Source organism: Nostoc sp. CALU 546, from assembly GCF_048836525.1.
Map to the genome: position 1 here is coordinate 1 of NZ_JAWJTF010000076.1, position 22,772 is coordinate 22,772.

General features: G+C 39.4%; 17 protein-coding genes and 1 pseudogene. 14 read left to right on the plus strand and 4 right to left on the minus strand.

The genetic code is table 11. From position 1 onward, the window contains the following. The first annotated feature begins 312 nt into the window (after positions 1-312). The 6 genes and pseudogenes from dnaN to RRG12_RS29045 form a co-directional block, all read left to right on the plus strand. The gene (dnaN, locus tag RRG12_RS29020; protein WP_069073740.1) at positions 313-1,476 is read left to right on the plus strand and encodes a DNA polymerase III subunit beta; all 1,164 of its coding nucleotides are present in this window, start codon (positions 313-315) and stop codon (positions 1,474-1,476) included. A gap of 1,140 nt (positions 1,477-2,616) precedes the next feature. Next, on the plus strand, positions 2,617-3,786 hold the full coding sequence (locus tag RRG12_RS29025; protein ID WP_420761580.1) for a PAS domain S-box protein: 1,170 nt from the start codon (positions 2,617-2,619) through the stop codon (positions 3,784-3,786). A 528-nt stretch (positions 3,787-4,314) separates the two neighbouring features. After that, on the plus strand, positions 4,315-5,145 hold the full coding sequence (locus tag RRG12_RS29030; protein ID WP_420761598.1) for a dienelactone hydrolase family protein: 831 nt from the start codon (positions 4,315-4,317) through the stop codon (positions 5,143-5,145). Between the two features lie 156 nt (positions 5,146-5,301). Continuing rightward, positions 5,302-5,865, plus strand: coding sequence for a leucine zipper domain-containing protein (locus tag RRG12_RS29035; protein WP_069073743.1), 564 nt, complete (start codon positions 5,302-5,304; stop codon positions 5,863-5,865). 53 nt (positions 5,866-5,918) lie between these two features. Next, entirely contained in the window at positions 5,919-6,296 is a 378-nt protein-coding gene (locus RRG12_RS29040; RefSeq protein ID WP_420761581.1) for a DUF2358 domain-containing protein, read from the plus strand. Between the two features lie 62 nt (positions 6,297-6,358). After that, positions 6,359-6,514: pseudogene (locus tag RRG12_RS29045) on the plus strand (IS4 family transposase); the annotation flags it as partial. A gap of 231 nt (positions 6,515-6,745) precedes the next feature. Here RRG12_RS29045 and RRG12_RS29050 read toward each other — a convergent pair. Together RRG12_RS29050 and RRG12_RS29055 are read right to left on the minus strand one after the other, a co-directional pair. Then, positions 6,746-8,320: a mechanosensitive ion channel family protein gene (locus RRG12_RS29050; protein WP_420761599.1), complete on the minus strand. Its 1,575-nt coding sequence runs from the start codon at positions 8,318-8,320 to the stop codon at positions 6,746-6,748. Between the two features lie 1,101 nt (positions 8,321-9,421). After that, a complete protein-coding gene (locus RRG12_RS29055; RefSeq protein ID WP_420761582.1) occupies positions 9,422-11,503 on the minus strand; it encodes a cation:proton antiporter in 2,082 nt (693 codons plus the stop codon). 774 nt (positions 11,504-12,277) lie between these two features. On the opposite strand from RRG12_RS29055, the gene bchM reads away from it, so the two are divergent. The 5 genes from bchM (at position 12,278) to RRG12_RS29080 (ending at position 17,850) form a co-directional block, all read left to right on the plus strand. Continuing rightward, positions 12,278-12,964 (plus strand): magnesium protoporphyrin IX methyltransferase, encoded by a 687-nt coding sequence (gene bchM, locus RRG12_RS29060; protein WP_069073747.1) that lies wholly within the window; start codon positions 12,278-12,280, stop codon positions 12,962-12,964. A 429-nt stretch (positions 12,965-13,393) separates the two neighbouring features. Continuing rightward, the gene (locus RRG12_RS29065) at positions 13,394-13,873 is read left to right on the plus strand and encodes a hypothetical protein (protein ID WP_420761583.1); all 480 of its coding nucleotides are present in this window, start codon (positions 13,394-13,396) and stop codon (positions 13,871-13,873) included. A gap of 100 nt (positions 13,874-13,973) precedes the next feature. Further along, positions 13,974-14,354: a DUF423 domain-containing protein gene (locus RRG12_RS29070; RefSeq protein WP_069073749.1), complete on the plus strand. Its 381-nt coding sequence runs from the start codon at positions 13,974-13,976 to the stop codon at positions 14,352-14,354. A gap of 735 nt (positions 14,355-15,089) precedes the next feature. After that, the gene (gene phnD, locus RRG12_RS29075) at positions 15,090-15,980 is read left to right on the plus strand and encodes a phosphate/phosphite/phosphonate ABC transporter substrate-binding protein (RefSeq protein WP_069073750.1); all 891 of its coding nucleotides are present in this window, start codon (positions 15,090-15,092) and stop codon (positions 15,978-15,980) included. After that, positions 15,940-17,850, plus strand: a complete 1,911-nt coding sequence (locus RRG12_RS29080) for an ATP-binding protein (protein WP_420761584.1) — start codon at positions 15,940-15,942, stop codon at positions 17,848-17,850. The genes phnD and RRG12_RS29080 overlap by 41 nt, the downstream gene beginning before the upstream one ends. A gap of 91 nt (positions 17,851-17,941) precedes the next feature. Here RRG12_RS29080 and RRG12_RS29085 read toward each other — a convergent pair whose 3' ends face one another. Next, a complete protein-coding gene (locus RRG12_RS29085) occupies positions 17,942-18,703 on the minus strand; it encodes a DNA polymerase beta superfamily protein (protein ID WP_420761585.1) in 762 nt (253 codons plus the stop codon). 40 nt (positions 18,704-18,743) lie between these two features. Beyond that, positions 18,744-18,971, minus strand: a complete 228-nt coding sequence (locus RRG12_RS29090) for a DUF6717 family protein (RefSeq protein WP_420761586.1) — start codon at positions 18,969-18,971, stop codon at positions 18,744-18,746. Positions 18,972-19,359: 388 nt separating this feature from the next. On the opposite strand from RRG12_RS29090, the gene egtC reads away from it, so the two are divergent. The 3 genes from egtC to egtD all read left to right on the plus strand — a co-directional run bounded on the left by egtC (position 19,360) and on the right by egtD (position 22,759). Beyond that, a complete protein-coding gene (egtC, locus tag RRG12_RS29095; protein WP_069073752.1) occupies positions 19,360-20,148 on the plus strand; it encodes an ergothioneine biosynthesis protein EgtC in 789 nt (262 codons plus the stop codon). Continuing rightward, positions 20,123-21,433: an ergothioneine biosynthesis protein EgtB gene (gene egtB, locus RRG12_RS29100; protein WP_420761587.1), complete on the plus strand. Its 1,311-nt coding sequence runs from the start codon at positions 20,123-20,125 to the stop codon at positions 21,431-21,433. Before egtC ends, egtB begins: the two co-directional genes overlap by 26 nt. Positions 21,434-21,724: 291 nt before the next feature. Continuing rightward, a complete protein-coding gene (gene egtD, locus RRG12_RS29105; RefSeq protein ID WP_420761588.1) occupies positions 21,725-22,759 on the plus strand; it encodes an L-histidine N(alpha)-methyltransferase in 1,035 nt (344 codons plus the stop codon). Positions 22,760-22,772: the final 13 nt, after the last annotated feature.

The window sequence follows — 22,772 nt, forward strand, 5'->3', positions numbered from 1 at the left end:
AAAACCCTGTCTCATAGCTAAAGTCATCTGAAGATGACTAGATATCCCCAAAAATATTCAGTCTACTTCAGTAGACTTTAGCTATGAGCCAGAGAATGAATTCTCTGGCGGGTTATGAAGCCCGCAGCGAAGCTATTTCTAGCTTAAGTTGACACCAATGAACGCAGCGCCTCCCACACTCCCCACACCAGGGCTATTTCTCGCTTGTGAGAAATCCAGGATTGGGGCTACGCCTACGGACTAACTCAAAAACAGCGATCGCCTATGAGCAATAAGGGTGTTAGGATATCTTTCACCAGCTGAATCTGACTTATGAAATTAGTTTGCTCCCAAAGCGATCTCAGTACAAATCTCTCACTCGTAAGTCGTGCAGTGCCTTCACGACCAACTCATCCAGTACTTGCCAATGTGCTGCTACAAGCGGATGCTGAAACTAACCAGGTAAGTTTAACAGCCTTTGATCTCAGCTTGGGAATCCGCACCAGCTTTAACGCAGAGGTATGGCAAGGAGGTGCGATCGCACTTCCTGCTAAGTTACTTGTAGATATTACCTCTCGTCTTCCAGAAGGCGAAATCACTTTAGACGATGAATCAGCCCTCACAGGTGCAACACCCGGTGGAGAAGGTTTAATAGTTACACTCACACCCAAGAGTGGACATTATCAAGTCCGAGCAATGGGGCCTGAAGAATTTCCCGAACTACCTGTAATTGAAAATACCGAAGTAATCAATCTCACCACTGCTGCATTAATTGAGGGATTACGGGGTTCATTGTTTGCTACGAGTGGTGATGAAACCAAGCAAGTACTTACGGGAGTACATTTAACAGTTAAACAAGATACCCTAGAATTTGCAGCTACCGACGGACATCGCCTAGCAGTGGTAGAAACTAGCAACGAGCGTCCTCTAGGCGGAACTACTCAACTAGAAGTGACAGTACCAGCTAGAGCATTACGCGAACTTCAACGAATGCTAGCTCATAGCGCCTCATCAGATGAATCTGTAGCTTTATATTTCGATCAAGGTCAAGTTGTGTTTGCATGGCAAAATCAACGCTTGACTAGTCGCACATTAGAAGGGCAATATCCTGCTTATCGACAATTAATTCCGCGCCAATTTGAGCGACAAGTCACAATTGAACGGCGACAATTCGTCAGCACTTTGGAACGGATTGCTGTACTAGCTGATCAGAAAAATAATATTGTCAAGGTCAGTATTGATAGCGAAGCTCAGGAAATTACCTTATCATGTGAAGCTCAAGATGTGGGCAGTGGTAGAGAGTCAATGCCGGCACAGATTTCTGGGGAAAACATTGAAATTGCTTTTAACATTAAATATTTGATGGAAGGTTTGAAAGAGTTACCATCTTCCGAAATTCAAATGCATTTAAATCAAAGCCTAACTCCAGTGATTTTTACACCATTGGGTGGTTTGAAAATGACCTATTTAGCTATGCCTGTGCAACTTAGAAGTTAAAAAGAATAGTATATAGGACTCATATTTGATTTCTGAAAAAACTCAGTACAACTAAGAAGCCTTCTTTCCTGTTGCCTATTGCCTATTGCCTATTCCCTGCCTACGCAAATCAGTTCAGAAATCAAAGCGGATTCCTATATATAGTTCTGTATGACTGGCGGTGGATGCTTCGCAGCGTAAAGCCTTCTCTTTCAGAGACGCTAACGCGAACGGCATGGCTTCGCTTAGAGCGACGTAGGAGCGTCTGAATAATCGGCGTTTTTGCACCCCCACAAAACAAGAAAATTTGGTGGTGCAACAATTCCTGCGCCGGTCTGAATCCCCGACTGATAGCGTTCGCGTTGGCGGAGACTCTCGGAGAGAAGCGTTAGCGAGTCTTGTCTACGACACGCTACACGAACGAGCGTCTTTATTCTGACTCCTGTTAGCGGATAGCTAAGGTTTAGCCCATTCTGACTCCTGAATTCTTCTTCAATAATAATGAACGTATTCAGGATCACAAAGAAACTTAACTTAGGTTCTATATCTTTGGTAGTAGTGCCTTGATTCTTGTGATGGAAGTTGGAGAAAGTCTGATCAGTTATCGTAGGTAAAAATGGAAACAATTATCATTAAACAATCGTGAGAAATTAAGGTTGAGATTGAGAGTTTTCCGACTGTGGTATCTTATCTCATTTATCTATTAGTTATAATCTGGACTGGCTGAACAGTTTAGTCACTAATTAGCATAATTCTTAGATCAGCAGATTTGGTGATCCTATTTAGCTGAGTCGAGTAAATTTTCCCACCAGAGGTAGAAGTAATACTTCGCAATATGCCGTAATCTTTTTTGTAAAAAGCATCTGAGTGGCGAAAAGTTTTCAATGGACACCTTGTAATTTCCTAGATTCAATTTACTTTGAGCATCTAGGTTGAATGCGACACCTTTCATTTAAAAGACTGGCCCATCTGTAGTGCTATAGGACATAAATTGTCAAAAACCTAAAATAAATGTATTTTATAAGTTCAATTGAATAACAATTGCAGTTTACAACTAGTTAAATTTCTCATTCAGCAAAATTGGGAATGCTGCAATTTTTCCAAGAATTTATTTAGCAGATTTTTTGCTCAACCTCTGCAAGCAAGTAGCGGGAATTTAAGGTGAACGTAGAAAAATTTATCCAACGCGCAGAAGCATTGCATAAGCGTTTAGCAGATTTATACCAAACTGCGAATGTATTACCTTGGATTCCCGCGGATCTTCTGCCACAAGCTTTCAAGGAACTCTATAACACTTCAAAGATAGTACAATTAGCGGCGGAGGAACTGTATCAGCAAAATGAGGAACTATTACAAACACGGGATTGGTTAGAAGCGGAACGCCAACGCTATCAAGAATTATTCGAGTTGGCCCCAGACGGCTATTTAGTAACTAATACAGAAGGAATCATCCAAGAAGCTAATCTTACCGCAGCTAAGTTGCTGAATGTTTCAAAGCATTTTTTGGTGGGCAAACCAATGATTAATTTTGTCCTTTTAGAAGAACGTCAGCAGATTCGCAACGAACTCGTGCAGCTATCCCAATCAGACAGAGTTCAAGAGTTATTGGTACGTTTACAACAACATTATGGCGAGTTTTTTGATGCAGCTTTGACAGTGGCAGTTGTCCGCAATCACCAAGGTAAAGCAATTTCTCTGCGTTGGATAGTGCGTAATATTACTGATCGCCAGCAGCTTAAATCAGTAACAATTAAGAATGACAACGATCTTTTCAATACTCGTCCCATACATAAACACTCTAAAGGAGAAACTATTCCCCTCAACCCATTAGTAATTTGGTATGTTTGTCAGGGTTTGGTCAAACTCAGTACCTACAGTGAAACTGGTGAAGAACTGCTAATAGGATTGGCAACAGCAGGAATGGTTTTTGGCTCTAGTTTGACATCTTTAAACATTTACCAAGCAACAGCCCTATCGGATGTTGAGTTGGTGTCAATTTATGCGTCAGAGATAGCAGCTTCTCCAAATCTGAGTCATACTCTTTTACCAAAAATTAATCAGCGGTTACAGCAAACAGAATCTTTTTTAGTCATTTGTGGAAAACGACGGGTACAAGAGCGTTTGCAACATCTATTACAACTTTTGAAACGAGAAGTGGGTGAAACTGTGCCGGAAGGTACTCGCCTAAGTGTTCGCTTCACTCACGAAGATATTGCTAGTGCCTGCTGTACTACGAGAGTCACAATTACACGATTGATGGGGAAATTACAAGAGGAAGGTGTAATCAGTTTTGACTTAAAAAAACACATTATCTTGAAAGATTTTGATTAATTAGTTCGCTGGAGATTCCAGCTTTACGGCATAAAATTTATCTGATTATTTGGGGGACAGTAAATACTTCTACCAAAAGAATCGCTAGTTTCTGCATCGATTACTTCCACAATTTTGGCGATTATTACAGACACTTCTACCTTTAGACATTCTCAACTCACCTTGGACAAAACCAGTCACTATCCACACCATTCGGTTGTTAGAAATCGATGATTTGTACAGTCCTGTTTTGGCTGCAAACTCCTGATATGTTGGGATAAATCTCAATACAGTTCAGATAAGACCAAAACACTTGTAGAGACGGCGATTTATCGCGTCTCGAAAACCCAAAATTTTTGCCAGCTGCCCTTAACCCAAGGGTATTGGGATAAATCTGGAAAAATGAGGCGATCGCTCTTGATGGCGAAAACTGAAGTAGCAAAGGCAGCCAGTATTGCAGTAAACTTATGGGTAAACCGTAGTATATTCTAATTGTAGTACTGTACGGATAAGCAAGAATAAAGTTTTCGCCAATTCAAGGTAGAGATGATGAAAGAAATAACACGCCGCAAATTTATCGCAACAACCACTCTGGCGACGGGTTTTGCCTTGGCAGTGCAACCCATTTCTGCCCAAGTCATTAACACTGATGCTAAGGGGCTGGTAGCTGGTGCGGTGAAAATACCCGTTAAAGATGGCGAAATACCTGCTTACAGAGCAGCACCCGCTACTGGTGAAAATTTTCCCATTGTCCTGGTAATCCAAGAAATCTTTGGTGTCCATGAGCATATTCAGGATGTCGCTCGTCGCTTTGCTCAGTTGGGGTATTTAGCGATCGCACCCGAATTATTTGTGCGTCAAGGCGATGTCTTGAAATTAAGCAACATAGACGAAATTCGCCCAATTGTCGCCAAAGTTCCAGATGCCCAAGTGTTATCCGATCTTGACGCTACGGTAAACTGGGCGGTGAAATCAGCTAAGGGTAATGCCGACAAATTGGGGATTACAGGCTTCTGCTGGGGCGGCCGCATTACCTGGCTATACGCAGCCCACAATCCCAAGGTGAAAGCTGGTGTGGCTTGGTACGGGCGACTCGTGGGCGATGCTACTGAACTTCAGCCCAAGTATCCCGTGGATATTGCATCAAAACTGACAGTCCCAGTTCTCGGACTCTATGGTGGGAAGGATACAGGTATTCCATTAGATACAGTAGAGCAGATGCGCGATCGCTTAAAGTCCAGCAGCAGCAAATCTGAAATTATCGTCTATCCCGATGCACCCCACGCATTTTTTGCCGATTATCGCCCCTCTTACCGCGAGAAAGAAGCTAAAGAAGGTTGGAAACGCCTTTTAGCATGGTTTAAGCAGAATGGCGTGTAAGTCTGCGGAACATAGAAAAGCCTCCCGTTATGGGAGGCCCAAAGGTTAGCGCTATATCTGCCAGGATTTTTAGCAACCGTGAATGTACAACAGCACAACATGAATCAGCTGATGCACCTCTGCGCTAATCTAGAGGCTATATCTAAATAAAAGCTTATGACACCTGAAGAAATTGCGGGTACGCTCACAGAATTATTTGGTACATCGGCTGTTGTCGGCATTGCTCCTGGATCGTGGCAAGTAGACACTTCTACTTTTCGGCTATTGGTGCTGCTTTCCGAAGATAATACTTGGCTGCGAATTTTACTACCTATTCTGCCCATTCAAGAAGCCCAACCATTTTTAGAACAGTTCCTAGAAGCCAACTTTGATGACACTCAAGAAGTACGTTACGCTTTGCATGAAGGGGGAATTTGGGGGGTATTTCAACATAACAGTAGCACTTTAGTAAGTGCAGATTTATCCAATGCAATCAATCGTCTTGTATCTCTCTATCAGGCTGGATTAGATAATGTCTTTAATCGACTAATTGAAAGCCGCATCCGGCAAATTATTCAGGCAGCAAAACAGCAAGGACAATCTCTACAAGCTACTATGCAAAGTTTAGAACGCTTTTACGCAGAAGGAATGATGGGCGAAATAGACTCATCCGCAAAAGGGCGAGAAGAAGTCTTAACTGCTTGGCGGCGTCAGTTAGAACGTTTATGGAATGAGGGTTGATTTCAATTTTTAAGTTTTCCGATTAAAGCAATTTACAGATATATTTATCTATCATGGATATCATTGAAATCCTCAAAGAAGACTATCAAAGATTCCCCATCAATCAAACTTACAGTATTTACGCTCCAGAGGTTTATTTTAAAGACCCGCTGAATAAATTTCGTGGTGTTAAACGTTACAAAGAAATGATTAATTTTATCCAAACTTGGTTTTTAGATCCCAAGATGGACTTACATAATATTCAACGTTTAGGAGAGACAATAAAAACTGAGTGGACACTCAGTTGGAATACTCCTCTCCCCTGGAAGCCACGAATCTCTATTCCTGGTTGGAGTGAATTAGGACTTAACTCTGATGGTTTGATTGTCTCTCATATCGATTATTGGAAATGTTCACGCCTAGATGTGGTAAGGCAGCATTTTTTCTCATGAAAAAGTCGATGATTAAAATAATATGATGACTGTCGAAATATTCATAGTTTGTAGTGAGGACTGCTGTAAGGATAATGGATAGAGACTTCGCGGTATGAAAGTTTATCCAAGAATTGGTACAAGAAAACAAATACTTTGTTTTGCGGATTAAAAATAATTGGAAACTAGAATTTTACGATTTGACTGGATTAATCAAAGTTGGTGCATCTGATGATGCTCTTTTCTTTTAGAGGATGTTTGAAAAGTCTCCTCGTCGGTATCAAAACGTTTTCGATCCCCCTAAATCCACGCCACTTGCTCATGGGGGAAACCCCCAAGACCGCAGTGGCTCCCCTTAAAAAGGGGGACTTTAAGGATTTTCCCCCCTTTTTAAGGGGGGTTAGGGGGGATCAACCAGTGCTTAAAATCACAGCTAACCACTTTTCAAACATCCTCTTAGAGTTATAGTATCAATTCTTAGAAAAACCGCAAATTTCAATTTCTTCTTGACTAAAAGTATCCTTTAATATCTTGCGGAGAACACGCTGAATATGAAGGTGTTTTCCAGGCTTGACTTTTGTCAGCGTCAGCAGCAATAGATTATTCTCACCAAAGTGTTCTATTCCAGCTACGCGGGTATGTTCTAGAACATCTTGTTCATCTGCTTTTAACTGCCGTCCTACTTTCTCAACTACTCTATACACATGATCTAAATTGGAGTTATATGAAACGCTAACTTCCACCCTTGCATATATATACTGTTTAGAGAAATTGACAATTGATCCGATATCTCCATTACGAATAATCTGCAATTGACCATCAGGATGGCGAAGGTGAGTGGTTCGCAGTTCAATCGCCTCTACAATCCCCTCAACACTTCTCTCTTCCATTTTCCCGGCTTCGACATAATCACCAACCAAATAATAGTTTTCAAACAAAATCAAAAATCCACAAACAACATCATTAATCAGGTTTTGTGCCCCAAGACCAACTGCTATACCCACAATTCCCGCACCTGCTAAGATAGGGGCAGGATCAATGCCAATCAGCCTGAGTATAGTAACTCCGGCAGTGAAGTAAATGAAATATTTGGCAAAACTCCGTATTAACGGAATTAGCGTCAGCCGTTTCTGTTGCTGTGAATCATTTAAATCTGTAGTTTTTAAGTAGAACTCATCCAGGATAAAGTAAACGACTTCAATCAAAACATTGCTAATAAAATAAACCCCAATAATCTGCACAATTCTAGGGGTATAAGCATTTATCCAAGCAATAGGTTCTATTTCTGGAACAACAAGATTTACTATGCCAACATAGAGGATGTATTCCAAACATTTTTTGGAGAGGGGAATTAAGTTGCGTAAACGCTCGTATAAACGTAGTAGATCGTTAGAACTAGAGTATTTAAGGCTCAGTGCATCGAGAGTATCAACAATGGTAGCAACAGCTTTAATAATGAGTAAACCAATTGTGATTATAATGTATATTTTTAAAGCTATGTAAAGATATTTGGGAACAACTTCTGGGATATAGAGAAATTTAGCACATAGAATAACAGAAGATATCCACAAAGTATGAATAATGATTCTTTTTAAGACTTTAAAAAAAGCCTCAATACTCTCATCGTTAGCTTTTATTTGATCGGCTTGCTTTGCGTAATCGCAGACCCAATCTATACCCCGCTTTAACGGTGGGATGCTAAATTTAACTAGCAATAGCAAACTCACACTTTTCAAGCTTGCCGTAAAAATATTGATCCAAAATTGGGTAGGAAGACTGCGAATTAGATTAAGTTGAAATTCCTGAATGTTTCCACCTCGATAAATCACCATCCCATTCAAGCCAACCAGTGCCAGACACATAATTACACAAATGAAAATTAAAATTTTACTGATGCTGCGGCGCAGAAAAGTGATATTTGCAGCTTTTCCTTGAAGCCATGAAACTTTAGTAACTTGCTTGAAGATTATGCCAATTAGCCAGTTAAACAGCAAGAAAATAGTTATTAAAAATATGACTTCACTCAGGATGATTAGTATATTCATTTTGTGAGTATCAGTTGGTTTATTTGATGATTTGGGTTTCCAGATGACTAAACGCAGTCCCAGAAGTGTCACTGCTGTTGGTTGCTTGGGATCTAAATCTTGGCGTTGCTGAATCAAAATATGAATCAGGCGATCGCTACAATGAGACTTGTACCTCACATTTTGAGTCGTACTGAACCACACTTGAGATAATATATAGGAATCCGCTTTGATTTCTGAACGAATTTGCGTAGACAGGCAATAGGCAATCTTGCTACAGGCAACAGGAAAGAAGGCTTTTTAGTTGTACTGAGTTTTTTCAGAAATCAAATATGAGTCCTATATGACTTACATTTCTAAACACTCATGCTTAATTTCTTCTGAGTATCCTTTGAGTTCATAAGAAGTATTGAAGAAGAAGTCAGAATTCAAGAGTCAGAATTCAGGAGTCAGAATAAAGACGCGACTCGAAAATACTCACTACCGCGGACTCGCTTTCCACTTCGCTTACAGTCGGGGATTCAGATCGGCGCAGGAATTGTTGCACCACCAAATTTTCAATTTGCTGGGAGTGCAAAAACGCCGATTATTCAGACGCTTCTTCGTCGCTCTAAGCGAAGCCATGCCGTTCGCGTTAGCGTCTCTGAAAGAGAAGGCTTTACGCTGCGAAGCACCGCCAGTCATACAGAATACCCAACTGAATTCTGACTCCTGACTCCTGAATTCTTACCAAGTTACATTATACTAGCTTGATAGTAAGCGCTGAGATCAATTATCTATTTATCCTACTTTTCCTACTTTTTCACTGGGTGTTTTGATGGTTGTCTTGCAAAAACTCTCTAAAGAAATTAAGTCCTTGTATTTACCTGAATTTGTACAAATGTAATTAAATAATGTAATATTTTAAACTTGTATAATTTATGACTTTTTGCTTGTGTGTTGCGAAAAGATTATCGCTTTATTAGAACTCTAAGTATTGACTATTAATAGTTGTGGAACTACTTATAATCAAGAACTTGGTTAAAATTAATGTGCGTGACTGCTGGATGCGATCGCTCTTGTCGATTCCCATTACTGAGCCAAAAGCGATCGCAACTGTTTTTACTTAAATTCACTCCAATATTAGGAATGAGGCTCTCCCAACACCACAATTGAGCACTTCAATTCTTGAATCATCTGCGTTGTCACTTCGCTAACGGCTAATCCCCCGGCTGTGCGATAACGGACGGAACGTAATACTGCTAAATCAAACGCCTCAGCTTCCCGAATTACGACTCTAGCAACATCATCACCCTTGATTGTTTGGATATTGGTATTCACCTGTAACTGGCTTTTAGAAGCGATTTCAGACAATTGAGACACAAATTTTTCGACCCGCATCGGGGGTGATTTGCGATCGCATACGTGTAACAGCACAACTTCCGCCTGATTAACATCAGCTAAAATTTGAGCAAATCGTAAAGCACCGATGGTTTGGCGCGTTAAGTCTCCAACTGGTACAAGAATTCTTTTGATTGTCTTGGGACTGCTCAATAGGCGTGTGACTGCTACCGGACAGTGAGAAGACCAAAACACGCTATCAATGACATTACCAAATAAGCGGGCACGTAAACCTGTTGTCCGCGACCAACCCATCACTATTAAACTAGCATTTTGTTCTCGACTGGTGCGGCTAATTGCCAAAGCTATATCATCATCAATCCGATTTGCAGGTGAAACTTCTACATCAAATTCTTGACTGATTTCTCTAGCTAAACTTAATCTTTGCTGACTGTGATCAAGTGCTGTTACTAATTGCGGATTATCCATCTGAATATGTGCTCTGGTAATAGCTAATGGCACAATTCTTCCAGATTCATGACTAGCCAGCAGTGCTGCCATTTCTATTAGATAGCGCTGGGTTTGGGGGTTGTAAATTGGCACTACAACAGTAAATGGATATGGCTTCTGTTCTACTAGTTGAGTTTCACTACTTTCCCACCAAGTTGTCAAACTATCTGTTTCAAAATCTGTCTGAGAAAGCTGTAAAGCAGAAGCAGATCGTGCTGTTATTATGGGCCCCAAAATTGCTGTCACCAGCATGAGGACAATCACACTGTTTAAAACAGCTTCATTAATTAAGCGCTCACCAGCAGGATTTACAGTTTGATATGCAACTAAGGCTGCTGCTAGTGTGGCTGCTACCTGTGGAAGTGACAATGACCACATTGTTAGCAATTCCGCCGTATTATAGCGGTATAACAGTTTGGCTAAGAATGCTGCAATAAACTTGCTGCCAATCAAAGCTACTACAATTACCACAGTCAGCCAAACTGAACTGAGAGTTCTTATAAATGCAGGAATATCAATCAATAATCCCATGTCCACAAAGAAACATGGAATAAATAAAACACTGCCAATAAACTCAATTTTTTCTTTAACAGGGCTACGTCCTAGAACATCATTAACTGCTAAACCTGCTAAAAATGCACCAACAATTTTCTCAATTCCAATTACCTGTGCTCCGACAGATGCCAAAAACAATGCTAGTAATATAAACAAAAACTGGTTACTTTGTTCATCCCCAGAGCGACGAAAAAACTCTTTTCCTGCCCAGTCAAAGCCAAACAGAACAACAGCAGAATAAATTGCTAATCCACCTAACAAAGTAGCTAAACTTAAAGCCGAGAATTGCCCCCCATGAATTCCAACACAAATTGCTAACACTAGTAAAGCACCTGTGTCAGTAAAAATCGTTGCACCAATCGTGACAGTTACAGCTTCATTTGTGACCACTCCCAAACGACTCACAATTGGATATGCCAAGAGAGTATGAGAGGCTAGCAAAGAACCAATGAGGACGGCAGTATTCCAGCTAAAATTGAATAAACGTCCAACAGCAATGCCAGCAATTAGTGGCACTAAGAATGTCAGTATACCAAAGCCAATTGAGCGATTTTTAGTTTTACGGAACTGCTCTAGGTCAATTTCTAAACCCGCCACAAACATCAAATAAATCTTGCCGATATCCGAGAGCAGATTGATAGTTTCAGACTCAGAATTTAACAGTTTTAATCCATTCTGTCCTAGTACTACGCCTGCTACTAACAAACCCACTAATCCAGGTAGCCGCAGTCGCTCAAAGATAGGAGGTACAGTAAAGATTACTGTTAGGAGAATTGTAAATGCAACGATAGGACTGTCTGTGAGCGAGTTCAGTGTCATATTTAATCAATCAGCCTAAATGGTAGATGTACAATAAGCATACGAAATCTTACTTAAAATTTTTGTATACTCAGTTTCATTAGTGACAGTCCATTAAATTTTTAACAGGATAAATGTTGCGATCGCAATGTCAATTCTATCTTAAGGAGGGATTTTTTACATCCATAGATATAAATATCGATGGAATTTTAACTTACAAAATTTATGGGTATTTAAATGAATATAGATAATATTGAGCGCTCATCAATCGTCAAACCATAGAAAAATAGAATTTTTTGTTTATATAAATCAAATATTAGCTTAACAAGGATTGAAAGATAAAAATAATGCTAACAAGTAGCGAAATTAAAACATAAAGTTTGGTAATCGAAAGCAATGGAGAGCAATCGAATAAGTCTCACCATCTACTCATTTATTTGGAAGTAATTTGCTGTTATATGCAAAGGGTATAGCTAAAATCGATGAAACCCAAGTTGAAGAAGAACACAGAATTCAGAATCAATATAGTTGGTGATATCCTACCGGAAGCAAACTACAGACAGGCTACGAGTTGTAGAACACTAAATTTTATTGTTTTGTGTGGAACTTCAAACCCGTTGATTATACAGCTTGATTTTTGCTCGTCTGGCTGGAATTCGGCATTCTAACTTCTCTGTGTACGTAAGTATCTTTGCCTATGAGTGAACTATCATCTGGAAAAATCTGGAAGAGCGCTCTTATAGGTTCCTATCAATGATAATTTTAAGCATTGGGAACTCCTAAAAATCAAAGTTTATGAACGCAGCCGACGACAAAACGATTGTTCGCGAGTATTTCAATTCCACAGGGTTTGACCGTTGGAAGCGAATTTACGGCGATGGCGAAGTCAACAAAGTCCAACTAGACATCCGCAATGGACACCAGCAAACCGTGGATACAGTTCTCGGCTGGCTGAAGGCTGATAACAATTTACCAGAGCTATCAATCTGTGATGCTGGATGTGGTGTTGGTAGTCTCAGCATTCCTCTGGCGGTAGATGGTGCTAAAGTCTATGCCACCGATATTTCGGAAAAAATGGTGGAAGAAGGCAAGGACAGAGCAAAGGAAACTTTGGGAAATGGTGAAAATCCCACTTTTGCTGTGCAGGATTTGGAATCGTTGAGTGGTAGTTACCATACCGTTATTTGCTTGGATGTTCTTATCCACTACCCCCAAGAAAAAGCGGATGAGATGATATCTCACCTCTGTTCTTTAGCACAGTCGCGGATAATTCTCAGTTTTGCACCGAAGACCTGCGCCTTGACTATACTCAAGAAAATTGGCAGTTTTTTTCCTGGGCCAAGTAAAGCCACTCGTGCATATTTGCATCGTGAGGCTGATGTCATGAAAATTTTAGAAAGTAATGGTTTTTCGTTGCAACGAGAGTCGATGACTCGGACTCGTTTTTATTTTTCCCGTCTGCTGGAAGCTACACGTAAGTAGACCTCTTGCAAAAGTCCCTTAACAGCCCACCCCCAGCCCCTCGTGCGGGGAGGGGAGACTTTGAGGTAAGTCAAAGGCGGGGTGGGGTTCTTTTTTTGATTTATGCAAGAAGTCTAGTGAAGTTAAAATTGCAGCAAGATAGTTTATAGGACAATACAGTTCAGATAAGCCCAAAACACTTGTAGAGACGGCGATTCATCGCGTCTTCAAAGACAAATTATCTACATCAGTAACCTTAACTCAACCGTATTGGTTTATAGGATATAGAACATACATAGATGCGAGAATCCTAGTATAACTTTGCTGCAATTTGACAATTTCAAGGGTTATTATCGGTAAATATCGCATTTGCCAAGTAGATTGACATACTGGAACCTTTCTGAAAGTCAGGTTAAAATCGCTAGCAAAGTGTAAATCTGAAGTGAAACTATGAAGACTGCTGAAAAATTAGCTGCGGGCTGGCTACTGACACTCGGATTCATGTTTGTAACGCTATCAGCAACAGCGGTATTTGAAAAACTTGCTACGCGTAAAGTGATCATACTACCCAAAGACGAGTATGAGTTTAACGCACCAAATACTACTTATGAAGATGATAATGCTGCTATTGGTGGTATAATTTTTGGCGTTCCTACCTTAACACTGGGCACATGGTTAGCATTGGGATTGTATCGTCAAAGTCGGCAGGAGAAAAAGGCGATTAATCAACAACGTAGCGATCGCTTGCAATCGATTTTTTATGAGATGCTACAAGAAAATCATGGGCGTGTAACTGTTTTAGGCTTTGCAATGCAGTCACAACTACCCGCAGCCAACGCCAGACAATATTTAGATGAAAAAGCTAAAGAATTCAATGCAAACTTTAAGGTGAACGAAGAAGGGGCTGTATCATATCATTTTGATGTCTAATTGTCATTTGTCCTTTGTCCTTTGTTATTTGTCCCTTGTTATTAACTAATGACTAATGACTAATGACTAATGACTAATAATAAACTTACGGCTAAGTGTAATGACGCAGATTTTTTTGAGCGTAGCTGCCATTTTAGGCGGTTTGTCAGTTGCGGCTGGTGCTTTTGCTTCCCATGCCTTGCGGGAAAAAATTAGTGAGCGATCGCTAGAAATTTTTGAAACTGGCGCTCGTTACCAAATGTATCATGCTCTGGCACTTTTCTTAGTAGCCATACTAATTAGTCGTACCGAGTCCCCTCAACCTACTCTCATCGCCAGTGGATGGCTGTTTCTCATTGGCATAGCTATTTTCTCCGGTAGCTTGTACGCTCTTAGCTTAACCGGTATTAAATCCTTGGGAGCGATCGCACCACTAGGCGGTATAGCCTTTCTTAGTGGTTGGGGTGCTTTAGCTTTCGCTGCTTGGAATTTGAAGTTGTAAAAAAGTTAGGAGTTAGGAGTTAAAAACTCTTAATTCCTAACTCCATTTATTAGAGGCCAAATTTACTCATTTTTATAGCAGATTTTATATTAATAGAACATATTTGAAGAAGAATTCAGGAGTCAGAATTCAGGAGTCAGGAATCAGGAGTCAGAAGTCAGAATTCAGGAGTCAGAATAAAGACGCTCGTTCACGTAGGGTGTCGTAGACAAGACTCGCTTTCCGCAACGCTATCAGTCGGGGATTCAGACCGACGTAGGAATTGTTGCACCACCAAATTTTCTTGTTTTGTGGAGGTGCAAAAACGCCGATTATTCAGACGCTCGATTACTCGCTCTAAGCGAAGCATCCCGTTCGCGTTAGCGTCTCTGAAAGAGAAGGCTTTACGCTGCGCTATCCGTCAGTCATACAGAAAACATTGCTGTTAGCGGATAGCTAAGGTTTAGCCCATTCTGACGACTGACGCCTTTATTCTGTTCGATAAACTTTCATAAAACCCGTATCAGCGATTTTTTTATGTGCAAAATGATGAGCAGCGATTTCTGATAGTTAGGTATTTTTTATAAAGTGGGACACACCCAATATTTTCCAACAAATAGGATTACTAAATTCATAAAACTTATTTCCGTAATATTACAGAAGCCATGAATAAAAAAAAGCAATAACCTGCATAGGAGACATATATACTAGCAAATAGCAGCTAAAAAAATTACATTTGTAATATCATTCAAACCTATGAAACGGCGCAATCTGCTTTGGTATTCGCTACTGTTTGCTACTGGCTGCACAACAGGATTAAATTCTACTAATAATAGCTCAGATCAAATAGCAATAACTGCACCAAAAAATCTTAAATTTGCAGTTACAGATGTCACTGGAATTGAAGATTTAAAACGAGATTTTGGAATTTTTCGCACTACATTAGAAGGAATATTAGGCATAAAAGTTGAGTTTTTTCCTGTAGAAAATCCCACAGCAGCAGCACCAGCATTGTCATCCAGAGAGGTAGATATTGTATTTGCAGGGCCTTCAGAATACTTGATTTTAAATTCTAGGGCAAAGGCTATTCCTATAATTGCTATTGAGCGCACAAACTACCATTGCATTATTGTAGTTCGTGCAGATAGCAAAATTAAATTATTATCTCAATTGAAAGATAAAACAATTGCTATGCGAACAGTTGGCTCAACTTCTGGACATATTGCTCCCACAAAGCTACTAATAGATGCTGGATTAGATCCAAAAACTGACTTCAAAACTGTCATGTTGGATGATAAAGGAGTACAAGCATTAAAAAAAGGTGAGGTAGATGCCTGGGCAACTGCATCTGACAGATACGAAAATATTCTGGAATCTGAGGGCTTAATTGAAAAAGATTTTTCTGTAATATTTAAAGGGCCATTACTTCCCAATGATGTATTTGTTGCTAGTAACCATTTTGCATCTAGCTTTATAGCAGATATGCAATCCCGCATGATTAAGCATCAAGATAAACTAATTCAAAGTTTGGTCATAGCTAAAGCGAACCAAAAGTATCAAGGAGGCAAGTTAGTTCTAGCAAACGATGCTGATTATAATATGATTCGTGAAGTTTATCAAAAAATCGGACAGGGAAACTTTTTATAATAAATTATTCGATAAATTAATGATAATTAATACGAAAGAATACTTGAAAAGAATTTTTAGTTTTCCTCATCAGTTAAGCGATGATTGGAGCATTGCTAAGAAAATTATTTATGGCTACACTGTAGCAATTAGTATTGCTTTTATAGGCACAACAAGTGGTTTGTTAATTGCATACCGCTACGAAACTATTGCCCAAGAGCAGTTGAATTTATCTTATCAGCAACAATCTCTATTAAAAAATTTAGAAAATACAATAACTAGAGTAAGGCTCCATCCACAAAGGTTAGTGACTGTATTAGAAAGTAATATTTGGGTAGAATTTGAAAAAAATAAATTCATCGACGAAATTAATCAGGTTAATCAACAGTTATCTGAACTACAAACATTTATAAATAACCATCCTCATAATTTGACAATAAATAACATAGATTTGTTAAATTTATTGAATAGTTATCAAAAAAATACCCAAAAATATACTCAAAAAGTAAAAGTTTTTTGGCAGCAGATTGAACAAAATAAATTATCCACAAACGAAGTAAAAGGTAAGCAGGAACAACTATTATTTTTTTTTCATCAAGAAGGTAATATTTCGGTTGAGTTTGAGAAGCTGTCAGACGAATTAATTCGGATTATAGGATATGCTGAAATTCAAAAAAAGCAAGCAAATGCTAGTTTTAGTAGTGCCCAAAAATTGAGAATTAAAGTTATTGTTGGAAGTATGCTGCTATCGGCTGCGATCGCAGTTATACTGGCAGTATATACCAGTCAATTAATTGCACGTCCCCTACAAATAGTTACTAACGTTGCCCGAAAAATTACGGAAGAGTCAAATTTCCAACTCAGAGCTAATATTACAAGCAATGATGAAGTAGGAACATTAGCTACTTCTCTTAATCAATTGGTGGAATGGGTGGGAGATTACACCCAGGAACTCAAGTTAGCTCACCAAAGTCTAGAGCAGCGTGTAGAAGAACGAACTCAAGAACTAGAACTAGCTCGTCAAAGTTTAGAGCAACGCGTAGAAGAACGAACCCAAGAACTTCAAAAAACTCTGCAAGACTTAAAAGAAGCTCAAGGGCAATTAATTCAAACAGAAAAAATGTCTTCTCTTGGACAAATGGTAGCAGGTATAGCTCATGAAATTAATAATCCTGTTAACTTTATTTATGGGAATATTGAATGCGCTAGTGACTATACTCAAGATTTGCTGAATCTAGTGACTTTATACCAGAAACAATACCCAAATCCTATTTATTTAATAGAAGAAAATATTGAAAATATTGATTTAAATTTTATTCAAAAAGATTTGCCCAACCTACTTGATTCTATGAAAATTGGCGCTCAACGTATTCGGGAAATTGTGTTATCTTTGCGGAACTTTTCCCGATTAGATGAAGCTGAAATGAAAGAGGTCGATATTCATGAAGGCATTGATAATACTCTGTTAATTCTAAATCATAGACTTCAACGAGAAATTGAAGTAATCAAAAAATATGGGAAATTGCCTTTAGTTGAGTGTTATCCCGCACAACTCAATCAGGTATTTATGAATATTCTGAGTAATGCGATAGATGCTCTGCTAGATCAAAAAACTCATTCAGTTAAAAGTAAAAAAATTATTATAAATACATTAAATATAGATAATATTTATATCAAAGTAGGGATAATAGATAACGGCTCTGGAATTTCACCAGAGATTAAAAATAAACTATTTGATCCTTTTTTCACAACTAAGCCAGTGGGTAAAGGTACTGGATTAGGCTTAAGTATTTGTTATCAGATAGTTGATAAACACAAAGGTAAAATAGAAGTAATTTCAGAATTAGAACAAGGAACAGAGTTTGCAATCATTTTACCTATTAAAACATAAACAAACTAGTACAATTATCTATAAGTAATATACAATTTAAATTTACTAAATTTCTGTATTTTAAAACAATCATGAGCCAAAAGTGATGAACTCATGATTCATAGCTTCTTGTTCTCAAATGTACCAACAAATTATGCAAAGCCACATTTGCTGAAGGTACTTCAGGTAATGGGCTAGATTCATACGCCTCCTGCAACTTATTACGCAGACGCTCATATTCTCTTTGATGAAAATATATATTAAAATCTGACAAAATAGACCTTTCTGTACCTGCTAACTTTTGGGCGATTAAATCAGGAATATATGGTAAATTAAAAACCTCATTGAGATTAATTAAATTAGCTTCGACTATCCCTGTTTGCATCAGATAAATCCCAGTTAGCAGAACTCGATAAACATAAAGTAATGGCTTAATCCTATACGCTTCTTCTTTCTCAAAAAGTTTCCATTGTGTCGTAGCAAAACCAATATAATGGTAGCTATGATGACGGGTAATGCAACTTTTGGCAATAACTTTCAATTCATCATGTTCGGGTGAAGTTGTTAATATTAAGGGTGAGTACAGTTGTTCTAACACATAGCCATTCTTTTTAAGTAGCATCAAAAATAATTTTTTGACATCATGAGTGACTAAATCAATTTCTAAAGATTCACGAGTTTCTGAAACTTCAATAGTTTCATTCCCCGTCTCTAATCCCACTACTTCTGTAACTGGTAAAATATGCACACCACGCAAGTCATAATCAGAATCAGCTGACGGAAAACCATATAAGTGGGAACCACTGATAGTTGCAAATAAAAGTGGGTAAGGCTGTTGTCCAATAATTGTTATAATAGAGTTTGGAATCTTCATAATATTTTCTTATGTTAAATTAAAATTTTTGAGATATTCTCTACAAATAAGGTCTTTCAGCTTTACAACATATTTTATTTGGCGGTTCACTAAAGTATTTTAACAAAGCTGGACATAGCCAACCTTCCAATTTATGGCTCTCCCAGTAATACCAATAACCGTTATATTCTGCTCTTAACCAAATTAGTTCAGCTTGATAACCAGGAAAGGGATTTGCAGAAAATAACAGTTTAAAGCCTTCATCAACATTAGCAATACCATCAACCAAAATATCAATTATTTCGGGTACGCCACTGACAAATGGTTCTTAGATTAGTTCCCTTCGCTCATCATCAAATACCCATGTTTGATTATGTCTATATGGGAAAATTACCATTATTGAGTTAGGCATCAGTCATTGGTTCTTGATTATTGCTAATTAGTCTTTATTATTTGTCTATTTTGTTGAATACTACTCCTGAAGTTCAAAATTACGCCAAAATAATACAAGTTTGTATAAAACATTAGCAAACTAAATGTTTTGTGTAGTGAGGAGGTCAATAGGGTGATATGAGGTAGCACTTGTTAACAAGGATAGTGCAAATTTATCCAAAAATCAGCTAATTCTCAGTCAAAAAGCTTACTTTATACAGCTATTGGGAGCAAATACTTTAATCATGTGCCGTTTACTTGCTTACCTCGGTTCGCCTGTTTCTTTAGAATATCTTCTGTATAAACCAGAACACTCACTGATAGTCCAGAGTTATCAACCCCGCGAAATGACCTCTGGGGTAGTAAATGCAGATGGCTTCGGTGTGGGTTGGTATCATAGTCAAAAAGATACTGACCCTTTTATCTACAAAAATACCCTGCCTATTTGGAATGATATAAACTTACCCAGTCTCAGCCGTTACGTTGAATCTAAATGTGTGCTTGCTTATGTCCGTAGTGCTACACCAGGCCAAGCTGTAGATTTTGCTAATTGTCAGCCCTTTAACCATCAACAACAACTCTTTATTCACAATGGACGAATCGAAAATTTCCACAAAACATTACACAGAAAAATCCGCAGCACTTTAACCCAAGATTTTTACGAGAAAATTAATGGCAGTACTGACTCTGAACACATTTTTGCTTTATTACTTTCACAAAGTCAAATCAATAAACATCGACCTCCAGAATATGCTTTACGCAACACATTATTAACGCTTTTAGAGATGGCAAAACGCTATCAAGTAGAAGCCTCACTCAACATAGTTTTTAGTGACGGACATCGCCTGATAGCTTCTCGGTTTGCTACTCATTCACCAGTTCCATCTCTTTACTGGATACGAGATGATCCGACTTTCCCAAATTCTGTAATTATTGCATCCGAACCTCTATTTATAGGTAATTGGATTGCTTGCCCAGAAAATAGCATTATTAGTGTGGGAGCAGACTGTGAGATCCAAATTGAGCAAATCTAGTGTGAAAGAGGTTATTTTTCAAGCCTTTTATGAATGTCGTCTGCAAACTTTTGCACTGTTCCAGGATATGAATGAAGCCACATTCTGTAGTCAGCCTCATCCTGACTTTAGCCCTGTTGGCTGGCACTTGGGGCATATTGCCTATATCGAGTCTTTATGGCTGCTAGAGCGCAGTGCAGGTAGCCCTTGTTTGTTTCCGCAATACCGTAAGCTGTTTGCAGCCGACGGTTTACCCAAATCAGAACGTGTTCATTTACCAAACTTAGAGGAAATTCGTTATTACCTAGACACAGTTAGAGAAAAAGTTCTCGAATACCTAGAAGTAGCTGACATTGAGCAGCAAGAACGTCTATGGCACTTTTTGATTCAGCACGAAAGTCAGCACTGTGAAATTATTAGTTTTGTCTTGGAATTAAACAAGAGGCAGGAGGCAGAATTTGTTACTCTCCACGTCCCTCCATCCTCCACTCCTTTTACCGAAATGATTCAAATCCCAGCAGGCGAATTTGAACAGGGAAGCGACTCAATTGATGCACTAGATAACGAGCGCCCTGCCCATCGAGTGTATTTAGATACGTATCTGATTGACCGCTATCCTGTGACTTGTGGACAGTATCGTGAATTCATCGAGGCGGGAGGCTACCAAAATTCTCAGTGGTGGTCAGAATCAGGATGGCAATGGTTACAAAAAGAATCAGTGAGCCAACCGCTTTATTGGTGCAGTAATGCCTACGGGGGCAAGCTACGCAGTTATGATAATCACCCGGTTTGCGGTGTTAGCTGGTATGAAGCCGAGGCTTACTCCCGATTTGTGGGTAAGCGGCTACCCACAGAAGCCGAATGGGAAAAAGCAGTCAGTTGGGATGCACAGACTAATAGTCACCGCACCTATCCTTGGGGAGATGAAAAACCAACCGTCCAACAGTGTAATTGCGTAGGCGTAGCCCATCGTAGACATCGCCTAATTGGTAAGACAACAGCAGTAAATGCCTACCCTGCTGGGCAAAGTACCTATGGTTTGTACGATACTCTCGGCAATGTCTGGGAGTGGACAGATTCCTGGTTTGATGGCTACAAAGGTTTCCAAAGTTACCCTTACACAGGTTACTCGCAAGTTTATTTTGACCACCAGCACCGTGTTTTAAAAGGCGGTAGTTGGGCAACTCGTTCTTGGGTACTGCGTTCTAGTTTTCGCAATTGGTATCATCCCGGTGTACGCCAACTTTTCGCAGGGTTTCGCTGTGCTGCTGATGAAAAACACCACCCACAAGGGGGTGGGGAATAGGGCATGGGGAATGGGGAAGAGTCACTAATGCCCAAATTAGCGGGCGGCTATTCCTCTTCACGCCACTTGCGGGATGGAGTTTCTCGCCGACTTTCGATGAAGTAACGGGTTAGTAATAGCACTTAAACGCTTACTTGCTGTCATTTGAATGGGAAAATCGCTACAAATAGGACTAATGCTTGAGTAATATTGCTCAAGCATGATTTTATTAGCTATGACAATGTGTTTCACTTATTGGGGTAAAGGTCTGCCATAAAAGGTAACTTATTACCCCAAGCATACGGAGGTTTAATGTCGATATCTAAAGCTGTTAACAGCAAGGTTACATCTCAAAGCAGCGTTGAAAAACGCTTGCAGATAGAACGTTTGGTAGGAGCAAGCCAAATAGTTGCACCTAGTGCTGGGAGTGATGTGGTTAAGGGATTAACTCAAACACCTAAATCTCTACCCCCTTGTTACTTTTATGACGACCGTGGTTCTGATCTGTTTGAGCAAATCTGTTATTTGCCAGAATATTATCTTACACGCACAGAAACGACGATATTACAGCAGTTTGCTAGTGAAATTGCCCAGATAACTGGACCTTGTGAATTGGTAGAACTTGGCAGTGGCAGTTCTAACAAAACCCGCATTTTACTGGATGCCTACCAACGGCTAGGCTATCCCCTGCACTACCTACCAATTGATGTGTGTGCAGGTATGTTGGAAAGTAGCGCCAAGCAGTTATTAGGAGATTATCCCTTACTGCAAGTTTGTGCACTGGCGGGAACCTATGAATTAGCCCTTGCAAAACTCCTACCGACGCAATTACCCAGTCGGATGATTTGTTTTATTGGTAGCACTTTAGGTAATCTGACACCTGATGAGTGTGATGTGTTCTTCTCTCAAATTACAAATGCTTTACAAGTAGGTGAGTATTTATTATTGGGGATAGATTTACGAAAGCCGAAACAGATTTTGGAACCAGCCTATAACGACAGCCAGGGAGTAACGGCAGCTTTTAACCTTAATATGCTGGAGCATTTAAATCAGCGGTTTGAGGGTAATTTCGACACCACGCAGTTTGAACACTGGGCGTTTTACAATGAAAGCGAACATCAAATAGAAATGCATTTACGCAGCTTGCGATCGCAAATTGTAGAATTACGCGCTCTTAACCTCAAGGTTAATTTTGCCCTAGATGAGACTATCCTCACCGAAATTTCTCGCAAATTTGACCTTAATACTATCAAACAGCAACTCACCGCACAGGGTTTATTACCTCTTCATGTGTGGACAGATCCAAATCAATGGTTTGGTTTACTGCTCTGTCAACTGCAAGCATAAAGCAAATCAGGTA